We start from the raw sequence: 17,254 nt of genomic DNA on the forward strand, positions 1-17,254 counted from the left end.
GCAATGTCTGTAACCGAACCGACGCCGTCGTCTGAACTAAGCGGCGGCGTGGTGCGTCACGAGGTAGAAGCGGTCAACGCCGCCGGAACGCGTACGCTCTACAAGGCGCGCGAACCGATCTATCCGAAACGCGTCAAGGGAACGTTCCGCAACCTCAAATGGATCATCATGGCGCTGACCCTCGGCGTCTATTATCTGGTGCCCTGGATCCGCTGGCCGCGCGGGCCTGGCGAGCCCGATCAGGCGGTGCTTGTCGATTTCGCCGGGCGGCGGTTTTATTTCTTCTTCATCGAGATCTGGCCCGACCAGCTTTATTTCCTGACCGGCGTCCTCATCATCGCCGCCTTGTCGCTGTTCCTCGCAACGGCGCTCTTCGGGCGTGTCTGGTGCGGCTATTCCTGTCCGCAGACGGTCTGGACCGACCTTTACATCTGGGTCGAGCGGAAGATCGAAGGCGACCGCAATGCGCGCATGAAACTCGCCAAGGCGCCCTGGACTGCCGACAAGATCAGAAAGCGCGTTGCGAAACATGCGATCTGGATTTTCATCGGCATGGCCACCGGCGGCGCGTGGATCCTCTATTTTCACGACGCGCCGACCATTGCGCGTGATTTCTTTAAAGGCGACGCGCCGTTCACCGCTTATTTCTTTTTCGCGCTGCTGACGCTGACGACCTATATCTTCGCAGGCTCCATGCGGGAGCAGGTCTGCACCTATATGTGCCCCTGGCCGCGCATCCAGGCCGCGCTCACCGACGAGGAAACGCTTCAGGTCACATACAAGTATGACCGGGGCGAACCGCGCGGCCCGCACAAGAAAGGCGATACATGGGAGGGCCGCGGAGACTGCGTTTCCTGCCGGGCCTGCGTCATTTCCTGTCCCATGGGCATCGACATTCGCGAGGGCCCGCAGCTTGAATGCATCAACTGCGCGCTCTGCATCGACGCCTGCGACGACATCATGAAAAAGGTCGGCCGCCCCACCGGGCTGATCGGTTATGACACCGACGCCAATATCGCGCGCCGCGAAGCTGGCGAAAAGCCGCAAACCAAGCTCGTGCGTCCGCGCACCATTCTTTATTCGGGCGTTCTCGCCTTTGTGTGCGTGCTGATGGTCATCGGCCTATCGACGCAGGCGACTATGGTCGTCAACGTCCTTCGCGACCGCACGCCGCCCTTCATCCTCATGTCCGACGGCTCCATCCGCAACGCCTATACGGTGAAGATCGTCAATCGCGAGAACTATGAGCGCGAACTGAAAATCACCGTCGAAGGGCCGGAGGGAATGACCGTCGGCGCCGTTGGCGAAGATGCAGAAGGCGCCACCGTGACGCTCGACGCGCCGGGTGACACGGTGCGTTCCGTGCGCATCTTCGCAACGCTGGCCAAGGATCGGGCGCATGGCAATTCGATCCCCGTCACGATCCGCGTCACCGATCCTGAGACCGGCGAAGAAGTGCTTAATCCAACCGTCTTCATGGCGGGGAGGGAATGATGACCGCGCGCGACGAGGCAAAAGGCAAGCTTACCGGCCGTCATGTGCTGATCATGGTGCTCGCATTTTTCGGCGTGATGATCGCGGCGAATGTCATCTTCATCCGCGCGGCGGTGACGACCTTTCCCGGGGTCACCGAAGACAAGTCCTATCTTCAGGGCCTCAATTACAATGACACGCTTGCCGAACGGGCGGCCCAGGCGGAGCTCGGCTGGACGGCGGAAATCGCGGAAGTCGAGCAGTCGGGCGGCGAGGGCCGCATCGTTGTCCGGATGGCGAAAGGCGATGCGGCGCTGTCTAACCTTGCGCTGACCGGCATCCTGAAGCGTCCGGCGAGCGACGACGCCGATCAGGCCCTTGCCTTTAAAGCCCTCAGCGGAGGATTATATGAGGCGGAGGTCGAAGCCTTCGCCCCCGGCGCATGGGACATGACCCTGCGCGCCGAAAACATACTCGGCGAAGCCTTCGACGTGGAAGCGAGGATTATCGCGCCGTGAGCGTCAGCCAGCCTCTCGAACAGGCGCCCGGATGCCCCAGCGGCCTTGAACCGGCCGCCGACGCCGGGGTGATCGATCCTGCGCCTTTCGTGCGCCGGACCAAGGACGGCGCAAAGGCGCTCGAATTATCCGTCTATGGCGCCAAATGCGGCGGCTGCATTTCGAAAATCGAAGGCGGTCTGAACGCGCTGCCCGGCGTCGAGACGGCGCGGCTCAATCTCTCCACGGGCAAGCTCGCCGTCGCCTGGCGCGGCGAGATGATCCGCCCCCGCGACATCACACAAAAGATTTCCGATCTCGGCTATCGCGCGGCGCCCTTCGATCCGCATGTGGCGGCGCAGGAAAACGATGCGGAAGGACTGTTCCTCCTGCGCTGTCTCGCCGTCGCGGGATTCGCCATGGCGAACATCATGCTCTTGTCTGTTGCGGTGTGGGCTGGCGCCGGGGGCGAGATGGGCGACGCCACGCGGCTGATGATGCACTGGATTTCCGGCATGATCGCGATCCCCGCCGCGATGTTCGCCGGGCGCCCGTTTTTCCGGTCGGCCTGGGGTGCGCTCAAAAAGGGCCAGGCGAATATGGACGTGCCCATATCGCTCGCCGTGTTCCTGTCGCTCGGCATCTCCGTTTACGAAACGCTCAATCACGGGCCCGACGCCTATTTCGATGCGGCGGTGATGCTGCTCTTCTTTCTGCTGATCGGACGGTTCCTCGATCATCGTTTGCGCGCCCGGGCGCGCGAAGCGGCGCAAAGCCTGCTCGCCTTGCAGGCGACGACGGCGAGCCGTCTCAAAAACGACGGAACGCTCGAAGCCGTCTCGGCGCGCGACATCAACCCTGAAGACCGCATCCTGTTGTCGCCGGGCGATCGCGCGCCGGTGAACGGCGTCGTCGAAGAGGGCGCGTCGGAAGTCGACGTTTCCCTCGTCACGGGCGAAAGCGCGCCGGCGCATATGAAAGCGGGCGATGTGCTTTATTCCGGCGTCCTCAACATGTCATCGCGACTCATCATGCGTGCGACGGCGCGCGCCGAAGATTCGTTGATCGCCGACCTCACGCGTCTGATCGAAGCGGGCGAGCAGGGCAAGAGCAAATATGTGCGCCTCGCCGACCGCGCCGCGGCGCTTTATGTGCCGGTGGTGCATACGCTGGCGCTGGCGACATTTGTCGGCTGGCTCGTGATTGGCGATGCGTCTCTGCGCGTTGCGGCCATGAACGCCATCGCCGTTTTGATCATCACCTGTCCCTGCGCTCTGGGGCTCGCCGCGCCGGCGGTGCAGGTCGTGGCGACGGGACGGTTGTTTAAGGAGGGCGTGCTGGTGAAATCCGGCGACGCCCTCGAACGTCTGGCGGAAGTCGACGCTTTCGTCTTCGACAAGACCGGCACGCTGACGCTCGGGCGGATGCGGCTTTCCAATCGCGAGGAAATCTCGGACGAAACGCTGATGCAGGCGGCGTCGCTCGCCCGCGCCAGCCGTCATCCGCTGGCGAGAGCCGTCGTCATGGCGGCAGGCGCCGGAAAGCTCGCCGACGATGTTCATGACATGCCGGGATACGGCGTCGAAGGCGTCATCAACGGAGAAAAGGCGCGCTTCGGCCGCGCAGATTGGGTCGGCGCGACAAGCGATGCGGACAACGCTGTCAGCGAAGCATGGTTCAAACTCGGCGATCAGGCGCCGGTGCGCTTCCTGTTCGAAGATTCTTTGCGCGCCGAAGCGGCGGAAACGATCAGCGCTCTCGATCATCGCGGCGTCGTCTCAGAAATGCTCACCGGCGACCGGCAGGCGCCGGCGGCGCGCATTGCAAAGTCGGCCGGCCTTGCTGCATGGCGGGCGGAACTGACGCCGTCGGACAAGATCGCACGCCTCAAAGAGCTCTCCGATAAAGGCGTCAAAACCGCCATGGTCGGCGACGGACTGAACGACGCCCCGGCGCTCGCGGCGGCGCATGCCTCGCTCTCGCCAGGCACGGCGGCGGACGCCAGCCAGGCTGCGGCGGATTTCGTGTTTCAGGGCGACAGCCTGGCGCCTGTGCTGACTGCTTACGATGTCGCGAAACAGGCGCGCCGGCGCGTTCTTGAAAACTTCGCGTTTGCGGCGCTTTACAATGTTTGCGCCATTCCGCTCGCCGTGTTCGGCTTCGTGACGCCGCTCATCGCCGCGCTCGCCATGTCGGGTTCGTCCGTGATTGTGACGCTGAATGCGCTGCGCATGAAAACGAAGAAATCGGCCTCATGAGCGCGCTGCTCTATCTCATCCCCATTGCGCTGCTCATGGGCGGGGGGGCGCTCGTTGCGTTTTTCTGGTCGGTGAAGTCAGGGCAGTATGAGGATCTCGACGGCGCGGCGCAGCGAGTCCTCCTTGATGACGATCTCGAAGACGAAAGCAAAATAAACTAGACGCCGAGCGCGTCGCGCATGCGATACCAGGTCATGCCAAGCGCCAGCATGGGCCCGCCGATCGCGTCCGCAGCCGGTATGCGGAAATGTTTGGTCTTGTCGAAGAGATCGATCCCCGTTTCCTTGCCGCGGATCGCATCGGCGAACATCTCGCCCACAATATGCCCGCAATTGACGCCGTGGCCGGCGTAGCCTTGCGCGTAGAAAACCGTGTCGCTGATTTTGCCGATCAGCGGCACGCGATTGAGGGGAATGCCGATGACGCCGCCCCAGGCGAAGTCGACTTTGATCTTTTCGAGTTGCGGAAAGATGCGGCGCATGCGCGGGGCGAGCTCGCCCTCCACATCGGCAATGTCGCGATTGGAATAGGTGCAGCGGCCGCCGAAGAGGAGACGCTTGTCGCCGGTGAGGCGGAAATAATCGAGCACCCAATTTGAATCGCAGATGGCGAGATTGTCGGGAAGCAACTCGTTAGCGAGGTCGTCGCCAAGCGGCTCCGTCGCAATGACATAGGTCTTGGCGGGGAGCATCAGCCCGTGCAGTTTTTCTTTTTCCAGCGCGTGATAGGCGTTGCCCGCGAGGATCACATATTTCGCATTGACGCGCCCGTTTTCCGTGTGGACCACGGGAGAAGCGCCATGGTCGATTTTCGTAACGCGCGTTCCCTCGAAAATCCGGACGCCGTTCCGCTCCGCCGCCGCAGCTTCCCCAATGACGAGATTGAGCGGATGGCAATGCGCCCCTCGGCGGTCGATCAGCCCGCCAATATAGGCGTCGGTCGCGGCGTGACGGCGAAGCTGCGGCCCGTCCACAAGCTCCATATATTCGCCGAAGCCATGTTCGACGCTGTCGGCGTATTCTTCTTCGAGGCCCTTCATCTGTTTGGAATTGAGCGCGACGGTCGCCGCGCCGCGCACATAATCGCATTTGATGTCGTATTTCTGGATGCGCGCCTCGACGATCTCATTACCGAGATAGCGCGTGTCCCACAGAAATTTTTCAGCTTCGGGGCCCATCTGTTTGACAAGTTCGCCTTCGCCGGACCAGCCCGCCAGCACTTGCCCGCCATTGCGGCCCGAGGCGCCCCAGCCGATGCGGTTCGCTTCGAGGAGCACGACGGAATATCCACGTTCTGCGAGCGATAAAGCCGAGGCGACGCCCGTAAAGCCGCCGCCGACAATGGCGACATGCGCGTCAACGGTTTCGGTCAACGCCGGCCGTTGCCGCGCCGGGTGCGCGCTGGCGGCGTAATAGGAAGGGGCGTGTTTGTCTTTTTCGGTCATAAGATTGGGCGTCAGAACGCCTGAAGATAGGAATCATATTCGAAATCGGTGACGCGCTCGCTCGCTTTCTGCATTTCCTGGCGTTTGAGCGCCGTGAAGACGCGAGTGAAAAGCTCGCCGAAATAAGGCGCCAGAATGTCGCCGTCTGCGAAGACATCCGTCGCTTCGCTCCAGACAATCGGCACGCGCGGCGCATCGGCTTCATAGGCGTTGCCTTCGGTCGCCGGCGGCGGCGTCAGTTTGTTTTCGATGCCGTGCAGCACGCCGCCGAGCAGCGCGGCGAGGAGGAGATAGGGGTTCGCGTCCGCGCCGGCGATCCGGAACTCGAACCGGCGGTTTTCCGGCCCGTCATTGGGAATGCGGATCGCCGCGGTGCGGTTCTCATAGCCCCAGGTGAGCGATGTGGGCGCGTGGCTCGCATCCTGAAACCGGCGATAGGAATTCATATGCGGCGCGAGGAAAATCATCGCCTCGGGCGCCGCGGCGAGAAGGCCCGCGACTGCATTCATCAGCACCGGCGACCCGTTGTCATCGTCGCCTGCGAAAACATTCTCGCCTCTGTCATTGAGCATGCTCATATGAACATGGAGACCGTTGCCGGCGATTTCGCCGAAGGGTTTCGCCATGAATGTCGCGATCAGCTCGTGCTGGTCTGCGATACATTTCACCGTCCGCCGGAAGAGCACGGCCTGATCCGCCGCGGCGACCACATCCGCCTGATGCATCAGGTTGACTTCAAACTGGCCGGCGCCGCCTTCGACAATCGCCGCGCCGAGGGGCAGGCCCTGTTCCTCGCAGGCCGCATAGACGTCGCGGAAAAATCGGCCGAAATCGTCAAGCTCGTTCATTGCGTACATGCGCGCGTCGCCGATGCGGCGGCGCAGGGCGTTGCGCGCCGGCGTCAGGGGGCGGCCATATTCGTCGCTCTTGCGCGAGAGAAGAAAGAATTCGAGCTCCAGCGCCGCCACCGGATAAAGCCCGGCCTTCGCAAGGCGTTCTTTCATATCGATCAGCAATTGCCGCGGGTCGGCATGAAACGCGCCGCCATCCTCGTCGCCCATCATCAAGAGGATTTGCGCCGCCTCGCCGCCGCTCCAGGGGCAGGGGAGGATTCCGGTCCCGGCGGGAAAGCAAAGCCCGTCCACGTCGCCGGTCTCGAGAACGAGGCCGTTCGCCATGACGTCATAGCCCCAGATGTCGACGCCGATCAGCGAGCGGGGAAGGCGCAGGCCGCTTTCAAAAACGCCGAGCGCTTGCTTCGCGGGCAGACGTTTGCCGCGCAACACGCCGTTCATGTCAGATAGAAAGACGTCGACGAATTTCAGCTCCGGATGAGAGTCCAGAAATGCGCGGGCTTTTTCCGTCAGTTTTGGGTCAGCTCCGGCCATGATGGTTAGACGCCAAGTTCCATGGCGGTCTTATCGAGCGCCTTCCCGACGAGGTCAAACAGCTCATCGGTTTCGGCTTCGGTGATGACAAGGGGCGGGCACAGGAACATCGTGTCGCCGACGGCGCGCATGACGACGCCCGTCGCGAAACAATGGGTGCGGCAGACCATGCCCGCATGGCCGCCGGGTGAGAACCGTTCCTTCGTTTCTTTATTTTTGACAAGTTCCAGCGCGCCAAGAAGGCCGACGCCGCGCGTTTCGCCCACTAGGGGATGGTCGTCCAGCGTTTTCAGCTTCTCCTGAAAATAGCGGGCGGCCTTCGCGCCCCGGGCGCCTACCAGATCGAGCTCGTCTAGAAGTTCGATATTGCGGATGGCGACCGCCGCTGCGACGGGGTGGCCGGAATAGGTGAAGCCGTGCGCCATTTCGGAATCGGCGTTGATGATGGGATCGGCCACGCGCCTGTTTAAGGCGACGGCGGAAAGCGGCTGGTAGCCGCTGGTGATGCCTTTCGCCATGGTCATGATGTCCGGCGTGAATCCGTAGGTCTGGCAGCCGAACCAGTTCCCCGTGCGCCCGAACCCGCAGATCACTTCATCCGACCACAGAAGAACGTCGTATTTGCGGCAGATGCGTTCGACCTCCGGCCAGTAGCCTTCGGGCGGAAGCATCAGCCCGCCGGCGCCCATGACCGGCTCGCCGGCGAAGGCTGCGACATTTTCCGGGCCGAGTTCGAGGATCTTGTCTTCCAGCGCTTTCGCGCAGCGCATGGCGAAGTCGTGCTCGCTCTCGCCGGGCTCGCCATATTCATAAAAATGCGGCGTCGGCTCCACATGATGGAAGCGCGGCAGGGGCAGATCGAATATCCCCTGCATGAACGGCAGCCCCGAAAGGCTCGCCGCCGCCGCCGTCGATCCGTGATAGGCGCGGGCGCGGGAGATGATGGCTTTCTTTTCCGGCTTGCCTTGCAGATTCCAGTAATACCAGATGAGCTTGATGGCGCTGTCGACCGCTTCCGACCCGGAACAGGCGAAAGTGATCTGGTCGAGGCCTTCCGGCGTTTTCTGGGCGATGAGGTCGGCCAGCTTTGCGGCGTAGGGCGTCGTCGTCTGGAAGAAGAGATTATAGTAACTCAGCGTCTTCATCGCCTCGGCGGCGGCGTCGACGAGCTCCTGCCGTCCATAGCCTAATTGCACGCACCACAAGCCCGCCATGCCGTCGAGAATGCGGTTTTCGTCTTCATCATAGATGTAGACGCCTTCCGCATGGGTGATGACGCGCGGGCCCGTTTCGCGCAATTCATGATGCGTCGTGAAGGGGTGCAGGTGGTGGGCGCTGTCGAGCGCCTTGATGTCGATATTCGGTTTCATCGTTACACGTTGACCATGAGGAAGCGCACGTCCCAGGGGCTCAGGACGCTGGAGCGGTGTTCATATTCCGAGCGTTTGATCGCCGCATAAGTGTCGACGAAGCCTTCGCCGAGATATTTTTTGAGCGCCGCCGATTTGGCGAAGGTCTCGACGCTTTCCGTCAGGGTCATGGGCAGGGGCCGCTCGCGGTCCTCATATCCTTCGCCCACATATTCGGCGCGCGGTTCGATCTTATCGGCCATGCCGATATAGCCGCAGACGAGCGACGCGGCGATGGCGAGATAGGGATTGATGTCGGCGCCGGAAATCCGGTTTTCGACGCGCCGCGCCTCGCGCCCGCTCGCCGGAACGCGCAAGCCCACCGTGCGGTTCTCACGGCCCCAATGGGTGTTCGTCGGCGCGCTCATGAACGCCTCGAAACGGTTATAGGAGTTCGTGTAGGGCGCGAGCAGCGGCATCGCGGCCGGCAGATGCGCCTGCAGCCCGCCGATATAGTGACGGAATTTCTCCGAGTCTGCGCCGTCATCGTCGGCGAAAATGTTCTTGCCGGTTTTCCGGTCGACGACGCTCTGGTGAAGGTGGATCGAGGAGCCGCTTTCATCGGCATAGGGCTTCGCCATGAAAGTGACGAACATGCCGTGGCGTTTCGCGACCTGCCGCGCCAGCCGCTTGAACAGGAAAAGCTGGTCCGCGACGCTCATGGCCTCGCCATGGCGGATATTCACTTCGAACTGGCAAGGCCCGTCCTCGTGGATCAGGGTTTCGAGATCGATATGCTGAATATCGCAGAACTGGTAGAGCTCCTCGAACAGCTTGTCGAACTCGTCGATGGCGTCGAGGGAGTAAACGTGCTGGCCGAACTCACGCAGGCCAGAGGCCCCGTCCGGCGCGCGCGGCTCGAGCACCACGTCGGTGAAACGCGCGATGAGATAGAACTCCACTTCCGGGCCGACGACCGGCGCCCAGCCTTTCTGATGATAGAGATCGACGACATTGCGCAGGACCTGGCGCGGCGCGAGATTGAACGGCGCGCCCTGATCGGTGATGGCGTCGCAGATGACCGCCGCCGTTGCGTCCGTATTCCATGGCGCGAGGTGGATGGTCGAAAGGTCCGGCGACATGACAAGGTCATGCTCCGTGCCGAGAACATGCTCGTTGAAGACAATGTCCCCATGCACCGAGATGGTGTAGGTCGCCTCCGGAATCCTGAGGCTTTTGTTTTCGAGGCTGGAGAGGAATAGGCCCGGCGTCATGTTCTTGCCGCGCGCCGCGCCGCTCATATCGGGCGTAAGGCATGAGACGTCGCCGATGCGGCGCTCTCGCATCCATTCCTTCAGATCTGTCAAATCCATAAATCACCTTGGACGGCCGCGCCTGCCGGGATGGCGGCGCGGGGTACGCCCGTTGACGTTCATCTTGCTGCTTCCGGGCGACTTGAACCCGGGCTCTCCCCTGACATCCGGCGCCCGGAGAGCACTGGCCCCGGAGAGCACTGACATTGTCGCGCAGCGGAGCCTAACGAAAGGCGAATCCGGCGCAAGCCGTCAGAACGTGATCACAATTACGCCGCCTCTGAAAAAAGCGCAAGGCCCTGATCGCGCCGGGTTTTTGGATTTGAGGCTCTTCCTTTTGGCGGCAAAGGCCCTAAGGTTCGCGCTGATGCGCCTGTTTGGGCGCGAAGCGGGGCGCGCGGATTTAAACAGGTATGACAACGATGACGGCGCCGGCGGGTCCGGGAAAAATCACGGAGGACGACGGCGCCGGGCCGGTCCGGCAGGCCGCCATCCATGAGGAGGTCTATCAGCGCCTCCGCCGCGCGATCATATCCGGCCAGCTGGAGCCGGGACGGGCGCTCTCTGTGCGTGGTCTCGCCGCCGAATTCGGGGTCAGCACCATGCCGGCGCGCGAGGCGATCCGCCAGCTCGCAGCCCAGGGCGCTCTGGAGTTTACCACGACACGGCGCGTCGCCGTTGCGAATATGAGCCGCGAGAAACTGGAAGAGCTTGGCGATGCGCGTCTCGCGCTTGAACCGCCGCTCGCGGCGCGGGCCCTGAAAACGCTTGGCGGCGATGCGGGCGCCCGCGAAAGACTGGCGGACAAATTGCTCGCCATCGACGAAACGCTCGACAAGGCGATCGGGCAGGGAGACAGCGCCTCCTATGCGCGCCTCAACAGCGAGTTTCACTTCACGCTTTATGAGACAGCGAGCGCGCCGGTCTATCTCGGACTGGTGGAGAGTCTCTGGCTGCAAACGGGCCCATTCATGCGCGTCGTCATCGGACGGCTCGGCACGGCGGCGCTTGAGGACGACAAGCACAAGGAAATCGTCGCCGCCTTGCGCGTCGGCGACGCGGGCAAACTCGAAACCGCCGTCCGCGAAGACATCATGCAGGGCATGAGCAATATCGTCCGCGGTTATTCTTCGGACGAATAAACTTTTTCTCCTGCGAACCAGGTTTCCAGCACCTTCGTATCGCTGATTTCGGAAGTCCTTCCGGTTTCGGCGAGGTCGAAAATATCCTGGTCGAGAATGATGAAATCCGCTTTCTTGCCGGGCTCCAGCGATCCGGCGATATGCTCCTGTTTCAAAGCTCTCGCCGCATTGATCGTATAGGCGTCGACGGCGTCGAAGATCGAGATCGCCTCGGCCTCATTGAGGGGCGGCAGGCCAAAGATTGCGCGCGAAACGGCGCCTTCGATATTGGCGAACGGCCGCGGGTCCTTGGTGTCGACGGGCGCGTCTGAACCGGCGATGATCGTTGCGTTCGCGGCTTTCAGCGACGCCGCCGGATAGGCGTTGCGGTAATAATAGCCTTGCGGATCGTACATCCCATTCGGCCCGTCGACGCGGTCGACAAAGGGAATAACTGTCGCGTCATATTGCGTGTCCCGCGACGCCCAGGCGAAGGTGAAAGACGCGTATATGTCGTTTGCGTCGAAGCGCTCGTGATCTTCGGGACGCACAAGCTGCAAATGCGTGATGATGTGTTTGTTGTCATCGCCATTCGCCTCTCGCGCAGCCTCGATGGCGTCAAGCGACTTTTCTATGGCGCGGTCGCCGATGGCGTGAATGTGGAAGGTGAAGCCCGCTTCGTCGCCCTTGCGCACATAATCCATGATGACGTTTTCGGGATGCTGAAGAACGCCGCCGGCGTCGAGACATTGCAGCGGATGATAGCCATGCGCCGCCTTGAAAGAGGCGGCGTCGGGCGTTGCGCCTACGGCAATTTGAGCGCGCGTGTCGGCGCAAAGCTGGCTTTGCGTATCCACATAACCGGCGACGCGCACCCATTGGGTTTCCTCGTCCCATTCGTAAATCGGTTGCAGATAGTTGCGCGAGAAAGCGGCGTTGGGCAGCGTCGGCGGATCGGACAGGGGATCGCCTTCCATGACGCCATCGGCGAAGAGTTTGAGGAAATCCGCCTCGATCAGCGGTTCGCTCTGATATTTCGCGCGGATCGCCTGGGCTTCGGCAAGAAGCGCGTCGTAATTCACATTGCCGCTTTCGTCCGCGTAATCGCCCGGATCGAAATAAAGCGCGAGATGCGCGCGCGCATGGAAACCGTCACTCGCCAGCAGACTGTCGTAGATATCGAGTGTATCGGGGCGCGCAGCCGCATCAAGGAATGACGTGATCCCGCGGGGCAAGGTCACGTCCATCAAAAGCTCCGGCGCCTTGCGGGCTTTCGCAAGACCCGACTCCAAAAGATTGCCCGCGCCAATGGCGCTGAGCGCGTAATCTTCGGTGAGGCGTCCGTTCGGTTCGCCGGTTTCATCGACGCCGATATAAGGCGCGAGATCGGCGAAGTCCGTCGCGAGCGTTTCCTTGGTAAAACCGACGGTTTCGCCATCGGCGTTTTTAGCGCGGGCGAGCGCGGCGGAATTCACTGCATAATGATGCCCGTCGCTGCCGCGCAGAATCACGGGCTCTTCCGTGGAAACCGCGTCGAGCGCTTCGCGGATAGTCTGATATTCGTCGCCGGGCTGGTTCCCCGCCGCAAAGTTCCAGGCGAGGACGACGCGCCACTCGCCTTCGGTCATGCCGGGACGGGACGTGCAATCGCTGGCGTAAGCGGCGATTTCCGCAAGCGTCGAGGGCGTGTTTTCAAGGCTGCAGACCTCGACCGGCATGGCGCTGATCGGGTGGATATGCGCGTCATGCAGGCCGGGCAGCACGAGGCGTCCTTCGAGATCGATGACGTCGTAGCTATTTTCATCGATGACCATGCCAAGAAGGTCTTCGCCCAGAACTTGAATAATCTCATCGCCGCGCACGATCATGCCCCAGGCGAAAGCGCGATTTTCATTCGCCGTATAGATGCGGCCATTAGTGAAGATTTTGTCCTCTGGCTCAAGACTGAGTTGCGCGCTCTGTTGCCGCTCCGCGCAGGCGGCAAGGGATAAAGTAGAAAACAACAAGGCGGCGAACGACCTGATCTGCATGAATGTCTCACTTAATTTCTTCGCCGGCGCGTCTCTTTCATCGTCCGGCGAAATCTTTCATCATGGCCATGATGACCATGGGCCGCGCCGGTTCACAAGAGGGCCCGTTCATAGGGATTTGGCGCGAGAGGCGAATGAACGACAGACAGCAGCGCATTGCGTCACATCTTCGCGACGGCTTCGCCGCGCTCAATGCGGGCGATGCGGCGCGGGCCGCCCAATTCTGCAAGGCGGCGATGGCTATCGACCGCGCCCACCCGGAAATTCATTTTCTCGTCGGGCTGACGGCGCTGGAGATGGACGACCTCAAAACGGCGGCGAGCGCCTTCGGCTCGGTCGTGAAGCTCGCGCCCGGCCATGGCGCCGGCTGGGCGCATCTCGCACGGATATTCATCCGCCTCGGCCAGCCCGCCCGCGCTGAGCAGGCCCTGAAAAAAGCCGTCGCCGCCGCGCCCGCCGACGCCGCGACAGCGGATTTGATCGGCATTGTGGCGTCTTCGCTCGGCGACCAGCAGCAGGCGAAAGACTGGTATGCGCGCGCCGTCGAGCGCGCCCCGGACAGGCCCGCCTATCGGGTCAATCTCGCCAGCGCAGAGATTTTCCTCGGCGAGACCGCCGCCGCGGAAAGAACCCTGACAAGGCTTCTCTCGGAACATAAAGACACCGCACAGGCGCAATGGCTGTTGTCGTCGCTGAAGAAAGCCGAAAGCCCGGCGCGCGCGGATGAGCTGATGGAAAAGGCGCAGAAAACGGGCGACGATCATGCCCGCGCCTTTCTCGCTTACGCCGCCGGCAAGGAATATGAGGATATCGAGGCCTGGGAGAACGCGTTCCATGCGTTTGAAACCGGAGCAAAGGCGAAGCGCCGCACGATTTCTTATGATGAGGCTGCTGAGGAGGCGATGTTCGCCGCGCTTCGCGAGACCTTCGACGCCGGATGGGCTGCTGAAACGCGCGCCGGTCATGACGATCCGTCGCCAATCTTCGTCGTCGGCCAGCCGCGCACGGGGACAACCCTCATCGAGCGCATCATCGCCAGCCATTCCATGGCGGAATCCGCCGGGGAATTGCAGCAATTCGGACTCTCCGTTCGCAGGCTGACGAAAAGCGAAAACCCTGACCGATGGGCGCCGGAAACGATCAAGGCCTCAGGGCAGGTGGATGTTGCGGCGCTTGGCGGGGAATATCTGCGCGCCTCATCGGTCATGCAAAAAGGCGCGGCGCGCTTTATCGACAAGCTGCCGGGCAATTATCTCCATATCCCGCTGATCCTCGCAGCGCTGCCGAACGCAAAGATCGTGCATTTAACGCGCGACCCTATGGATTCCTGCTTCGCGAGCTACAAACAACTTTTCGCCGAAGCGTATTATCATTCGTATGATCAGGAAGAGATGGCGCGCCATCATGCCCGCTACCTCAAGCTCATGGGGCAATGGCGCAACCTGTTTCCGGGGCGGTTTTTCGACATCTCCTATGAGGCGACGGTCGCCGACCTCGAACCCAATGCGCGCGCTCTAATCGACTATCTGGACCTGCCCTGGGAAGACCAGTGCCTCGCCTTTCATGAACAGAAGACGGCGGTCGCCACGGCGAGCGCTGTTCAAGTGCGGGAGAAGCCTCATACCCGTTCGGTTGGCCGCTGGCGGCGTTATGGCGAGGCCCTTGCCCCCATGGCGCGGGCGCTTGGGGCCGCCGGAACGCCAGTTGAGTCGTTTGGCAAATTGTGATCACAATCGATCCTTCAGACCAACCGGGCAGCGTTTGAAGCCGCCGGGCAAAGAGAGCCGATTTTAGAGTAAAATGCTGATATCAAAACGAAAAATGCCATACTTGCTTGGCGGGCGTGATATTTTCGCCGCGCTGCGGTGGAAAATGCTCCAATGAGATCGCAAAACCGGCCGCCCGCGTTGTTCCCTCAATCCTTTATTGTTACGATTTTGCGACAAGTTTGTTCTCGCGCGTCCGCGCCTTTTTGCGCCTTCTCCCCGGCGTCAACTGAAAGGGCTTATCGATGAAACGCCTCTCTCTCCAAAAACGGGTTCTTCTCACCAGCTGTTCGGCGGCGGCCATGCTTGCCGCGCCGGCGTTCGCGCAGGGCGACGAAATTATCGTCACCGCCCAGAAACGCGATGAATCCATTCAGGATGTGCCTCTGGCCATCACCGCCCTCTCCGGCGACTTCACCCGCGAGGTCAACCTCGACGACGTGAAGGATCTCGTGCGGTTTACACCGGGCGTCACCGGCAACTCCGCCGACAGCTTCATCGACACGCTTTCGATGCGCGGCATTCTGACGAATGACTTCGGCGCCGGCGGCGATCCTTCGATCGGTCTGTTCAAAAACGGCCTTTATCAGGGCCGCAACGGCGTGGTGGTGACCAGCCTTTACGACATGGAACGCGCAGAAGTGCTGCGCGGGCCGCAAGGGTTTCTGTTCGGGCGCAACGCCATCGGCGGCGCCATCAGCGTTCACACCGCGCGGCCGAATTTCGACGGCGTCAGCGGCTATGTCGAAGCCGACGTTGCGGAGCGCAACCGTTTCTTCGGCGAAGGCGCGATCAACCTGCCCCTTTCGGATGTGTTCGCCGTTCGCCTCGCCGTTTATGGCGGGCACGAAGACGGCTATGTCGACAACGCCTATTTCCCCGCCAACGATCCCTTGATCGAGCCGGAAAAATACGCCGGACGCTTCTCAGCGCTTTACAGCGACGGCCCGTTCGAGGCGTTTTTCACCGCCGAATATGAAGACCGCAAGCAGTCCGGGTCGGTTTATCGCGCCACCGAAGGCGGGCCCGGCTGGGATAATCTCGTCGACATTTTCGGCGTGTCGCTTGGCGGCGACGGCCGCGACATCGACAGCGATCTGCAATTGGGCGAGGCGGATGACTCCGAAATTTTGAGCTTCGGTCTGGAGCTTTCCTACGATCTCGGCGGCGCGGTCATCACGTCGCTCACAGGCTATAAAGATCACGAATATGTTTACGCCGAGGATTTCGACGGCACGCCTCTCGGGGTCAACGCCTACGCCCAAGATCAGGAAGGAAGCTATTTCGAACAGGAGGTGCGCGTCGTTTCCGACACCGACGGGCCTCTCTCCTGGTATGCGGGCGCATCCTACTACAACGAAGAAATCGACGTTCTCTTCACCCAGGCCGCCGATGAAGAAGTGATGTGCCAGTTCTACTGGAGCTATTACGGCATCAACAGCTGCTCGGATTATTTCGCCTATTATTATTACGCTTTCACGCCGACGGCGGAGGGCCTCGTTGAGCGCAATGCGATCCGGGGCCGCTATCACGGCTGGGCGGCTTATGTGGATGCGACGCTCGCGCTGTCGGAGAAATTCGATATCGGCGTCGGCGTGCGCTACTCGAAGGATGTCAAAGATTTCGCCATCAGCGCGCTGCCCGTGACGAGCGATCTCGGTCCGTATTTCGGTCTCGGCTTTACGACGGCTGAGCCGCTTGAAGACAAGCAGAGCTGGGATGCGTTTACGCCGCGCTTTATCGCGCGCTACCACGCCAGCGATGAATGGATGCTGTTCGCGAGCGCGACGCGCGGCTTCAAGTCCGGCGGTTTCGGCAGTTTCTTCATTTCGCCGTCGAGCGTCACCTATTGCGGGCCTTTCGACGATAGCTGCCTCAACCTCACCAATGCGGACGCCTCGCCCAACGCTTTCGATCCGGAGAAAGTCTGGTCCTACGAAGCCGGCGTCAAGGGCACACTCTTTGGCGGCGCGACGCGCGTTGACGCCAACGTCTATTATTATCAGTACAAAGACCTTCAGGTGAACGTGCCCGGCACGGGCGGCGGCATTCTCGTCGACAATGTCGGCAAGGTGGACGGCTGGGGCTTTGAAGCCTCCACCAACACCGATCTTGGCGACTATTTCGATCTCTACTTCGCCGGCGCCTATGCCGATACCGAAGTCACGAACGCGCAGCCGCTTTGCGACGACACCCTCGATTGCGAAGGCTCGTCCCTCGGTCATGTGCCGAAATTCTCTGCGTCGGCCGCCCTGAACTTCAACTATCCGGTCGGTCCCGGCGCTATTCGGGCCTCGGCGCAGGCTTTCGGCCAGACCAAAACCTATGGCGGTCTGTTAAGACCGGACTACGCAGTCAACGGCGCCTATATAGATCTGTCTCTGCGCGCGGGCTACGCGTCGGAAGCGGGATGGAGCGTCATGGGCTATGTGGAGAACGTCACCAACGAACTCTATTATGACGGCGTTTCAGAAGGCGGGAACTTCATCCCCGCGCACTATTTTGGTCCCAGCCGTCCGCGCACCTTCGGCGTGCTGCTAAGCTACGAATTCGGCGGCTGACGATCGCCGAAGAATGAATGAAAGCGTGGCGCCGGTCTTGCCAGGCCGGCGCAG

At 61.6% G+C, this 17,254-nt stretch carries 12 protein-coding genes; 7 read left to right on the forward strand and 5 right to left on the reverse strand.

The annotated features are described in order from the left end of the window. Positions 1 to 3: 3 nt before the first annotated feature. The 4 genes from ccoG to ccoS are packed head-to-tail and all read left to right on the forward strand — an operon-like array spanning position 4 to position 4,389. Entirely contained in the window at positions 4 to 1,494 is a 1,491-nt protein-coding gene (gene ccoG / locus ACQY5P_RS00120) for a cytochrome c oxidase accessory protein CcoG (RefSeq protein WP_428408801.1), read from the forward strand. Further along, complete coding sequence (locus ACQY5P_RS00125) at positions 1,491 to 1,991, forward strand: FixH family protein (RefSeq protein WP_428408802.1); 501 nt, start codon at positions 1,491 to 1,493, stop codon at positions 1,989 to 1,991. The genes ccoG and ACQY5P_RS00125 overlap by 4 nt, the downstream gene beginning before the upstream one ends. Beyond that, a complete protein-coding gene (locus ACQY5P_RS00130) occupies positions 1,988 to 4,228 on the forward strand; it encodes a heavy metal translocating P-type ATPase (RefSeq protein ID WP_428408803.1) in 2,241 nt (746 codons plus the stop codon). The genes ACQY5P_RS00125 and ACQY5P_RS00130 overlap by 4 nt, the downstream gene beginning before the upstream one ends. Beyond that, positions 4,225 to 4,389, forward strand: a complete 165-nt coding sequence (ccoS, locus tag ACQY5P_RS00135) for a cbb3-type cytochrome oxidase assembly protein CcoS (RefSeq protein WP_428408804.1) — start codon at positions 4,225 to 4,227, stop codon at positions 4,387 to 4,389. Before ACQY5P_RS00130 ends, ccoS begins: the two co-directional genes overlap by 4 nt. Here the strand turns inward: ccoS and ACQY5P_RS00140 are convergent. The 4 genes from ACQY5P_RS00140 to ACQY5P_RS00155 are packed head-to-tail and all read right to left on the reverse strand — an operon-like array spanning position 4,386 to position 9,782. Beyond that, positions 4,386 to 5,672, reverse strand: a complete 1,287-nt coding sequence (locus ACQY5P_RS00140; protein WP_428408805.1) for an NAD(P)/FAD-dependent oxidoreductase — start codon at positions 5,670 to 5,672, stop codon at positions 4,386 to 4,388. The two genes, ccoS and ACQY5P_RS00140, sit on opposite strands and share 4 nt — an antisense overlap. A gap of 11 nt (positions 5,673 to 5,683) precedes the next feature. Beyond that, a complete protein-coding gene (locus tag ACQY5P_RS00145; protein ID WP_428408806.1) occupies positions 5,684 to 7,060 on the reverse strand; it encodes a glutamine synthetase family protein in 1,377 nt (458 codons plus the stop codon). 5 nt (positions 7,061 to 7,065) lie between these two features. Then, positions 7,066 to 8,430, reverse strand: coding sequence for an aminotransferase (locus ACQY5P_RS00150; RefSeq protein WP_428408807.1), 1,365 nt, complete (start codon positions 8,428 to 8,430; stop codon positions 7,066 to 7,068). Positions 8,431 to 8,432: 2 nt separating this feature from the next. After that, positions 8,433 to 9,782: a glutamine synthetase family protein gene (locus ACQY5P_RS00155; RefSeq protein WP_428408808.1), complete on the reverse strand. Its 1,350-nt coding sequence runs from the start codon at positions 9,780 to 9,782 to the stop codon at positions 8,433 to 8,435. Positions 9,783 to 10,135: 353 nt separating this feature from the next. On the opposite strand from ACQY5P_RS00155, the gene ACQY5P_RS00160 reads away from it, so the two are divergent. Then, positions 10,136 to 10,864, forward strand: coding sequence for a GntR family transcriptional regulator (locus ACQY5P_RS00160; RefSeq protein ID WP_428408809.1), 729 nt, complete (start codon positions 10,136 to 10,138; stop codon positions 10,862 to 10,864). Here ACQY5P_RS00160 and ACQY5P_RS00165 read toward each other — a convergent pair. Further along, on the reverse strand, positions 10,846 to 12,873 hold the full coding sequence (locus ACQY5P_RS00165) for an amidohydrolase (protein WP_428408810.1): 2,028 nt from the start codon (positions 12,871 to 12,873) through the stop codon (positions 10,846 to 10,848). The two genes, ACQY5P_RS00160 and ACQY5P_RS00165, sit on opposite strands and share 19 nt — an antisense overlap. A gap of 134 nt (positions 12,874 to 13,007) precedes the next feature. On the opposite strand from ACQY5P_RS00165, the gene ACQY5P_RS00170 reads away from it, so the two are divergent. Then, positions 13,008 to 14,600, forward strand: coding sequence for a tetratricopeptide repeat-containing sulfotransferase family protein (locus ACQY5P_RS00170; protein WP_428408811.1), 1,593 nt, complete (start codon positions 13,008 to 13,010; stop codon positions 14,598 to 14,600). Positions 14,601 to 14,884: 284 nt separating this feature from the next. Continuing rightward, positions 14,885 to 17,200 carry a TonB-dependent receptor gene (locus ACQY5P_RS00175; RefSeq protein WP_428408812.1) on the forward strand — a complete coding sequence of 772 codons (2,316 nt, stop codon included), beginning with the start codon at positions 14,885 to 14,887 and terminating at the stop codon, positions 17,198 to 17,200. Positions 17,201 to 17,254: the final 54 nt, after the last annotated feature.

The sequence above is a fragment of the Hyphococcus sp. genome (genome assembly GCF_965267305.1).
In the GTDB taxonomy this organism is placed as follows: Bacteria; Pseudomonadota; Alphaproteobacteria; order Caulobacterales; family Parvularculaceae; genus Hyphococcus.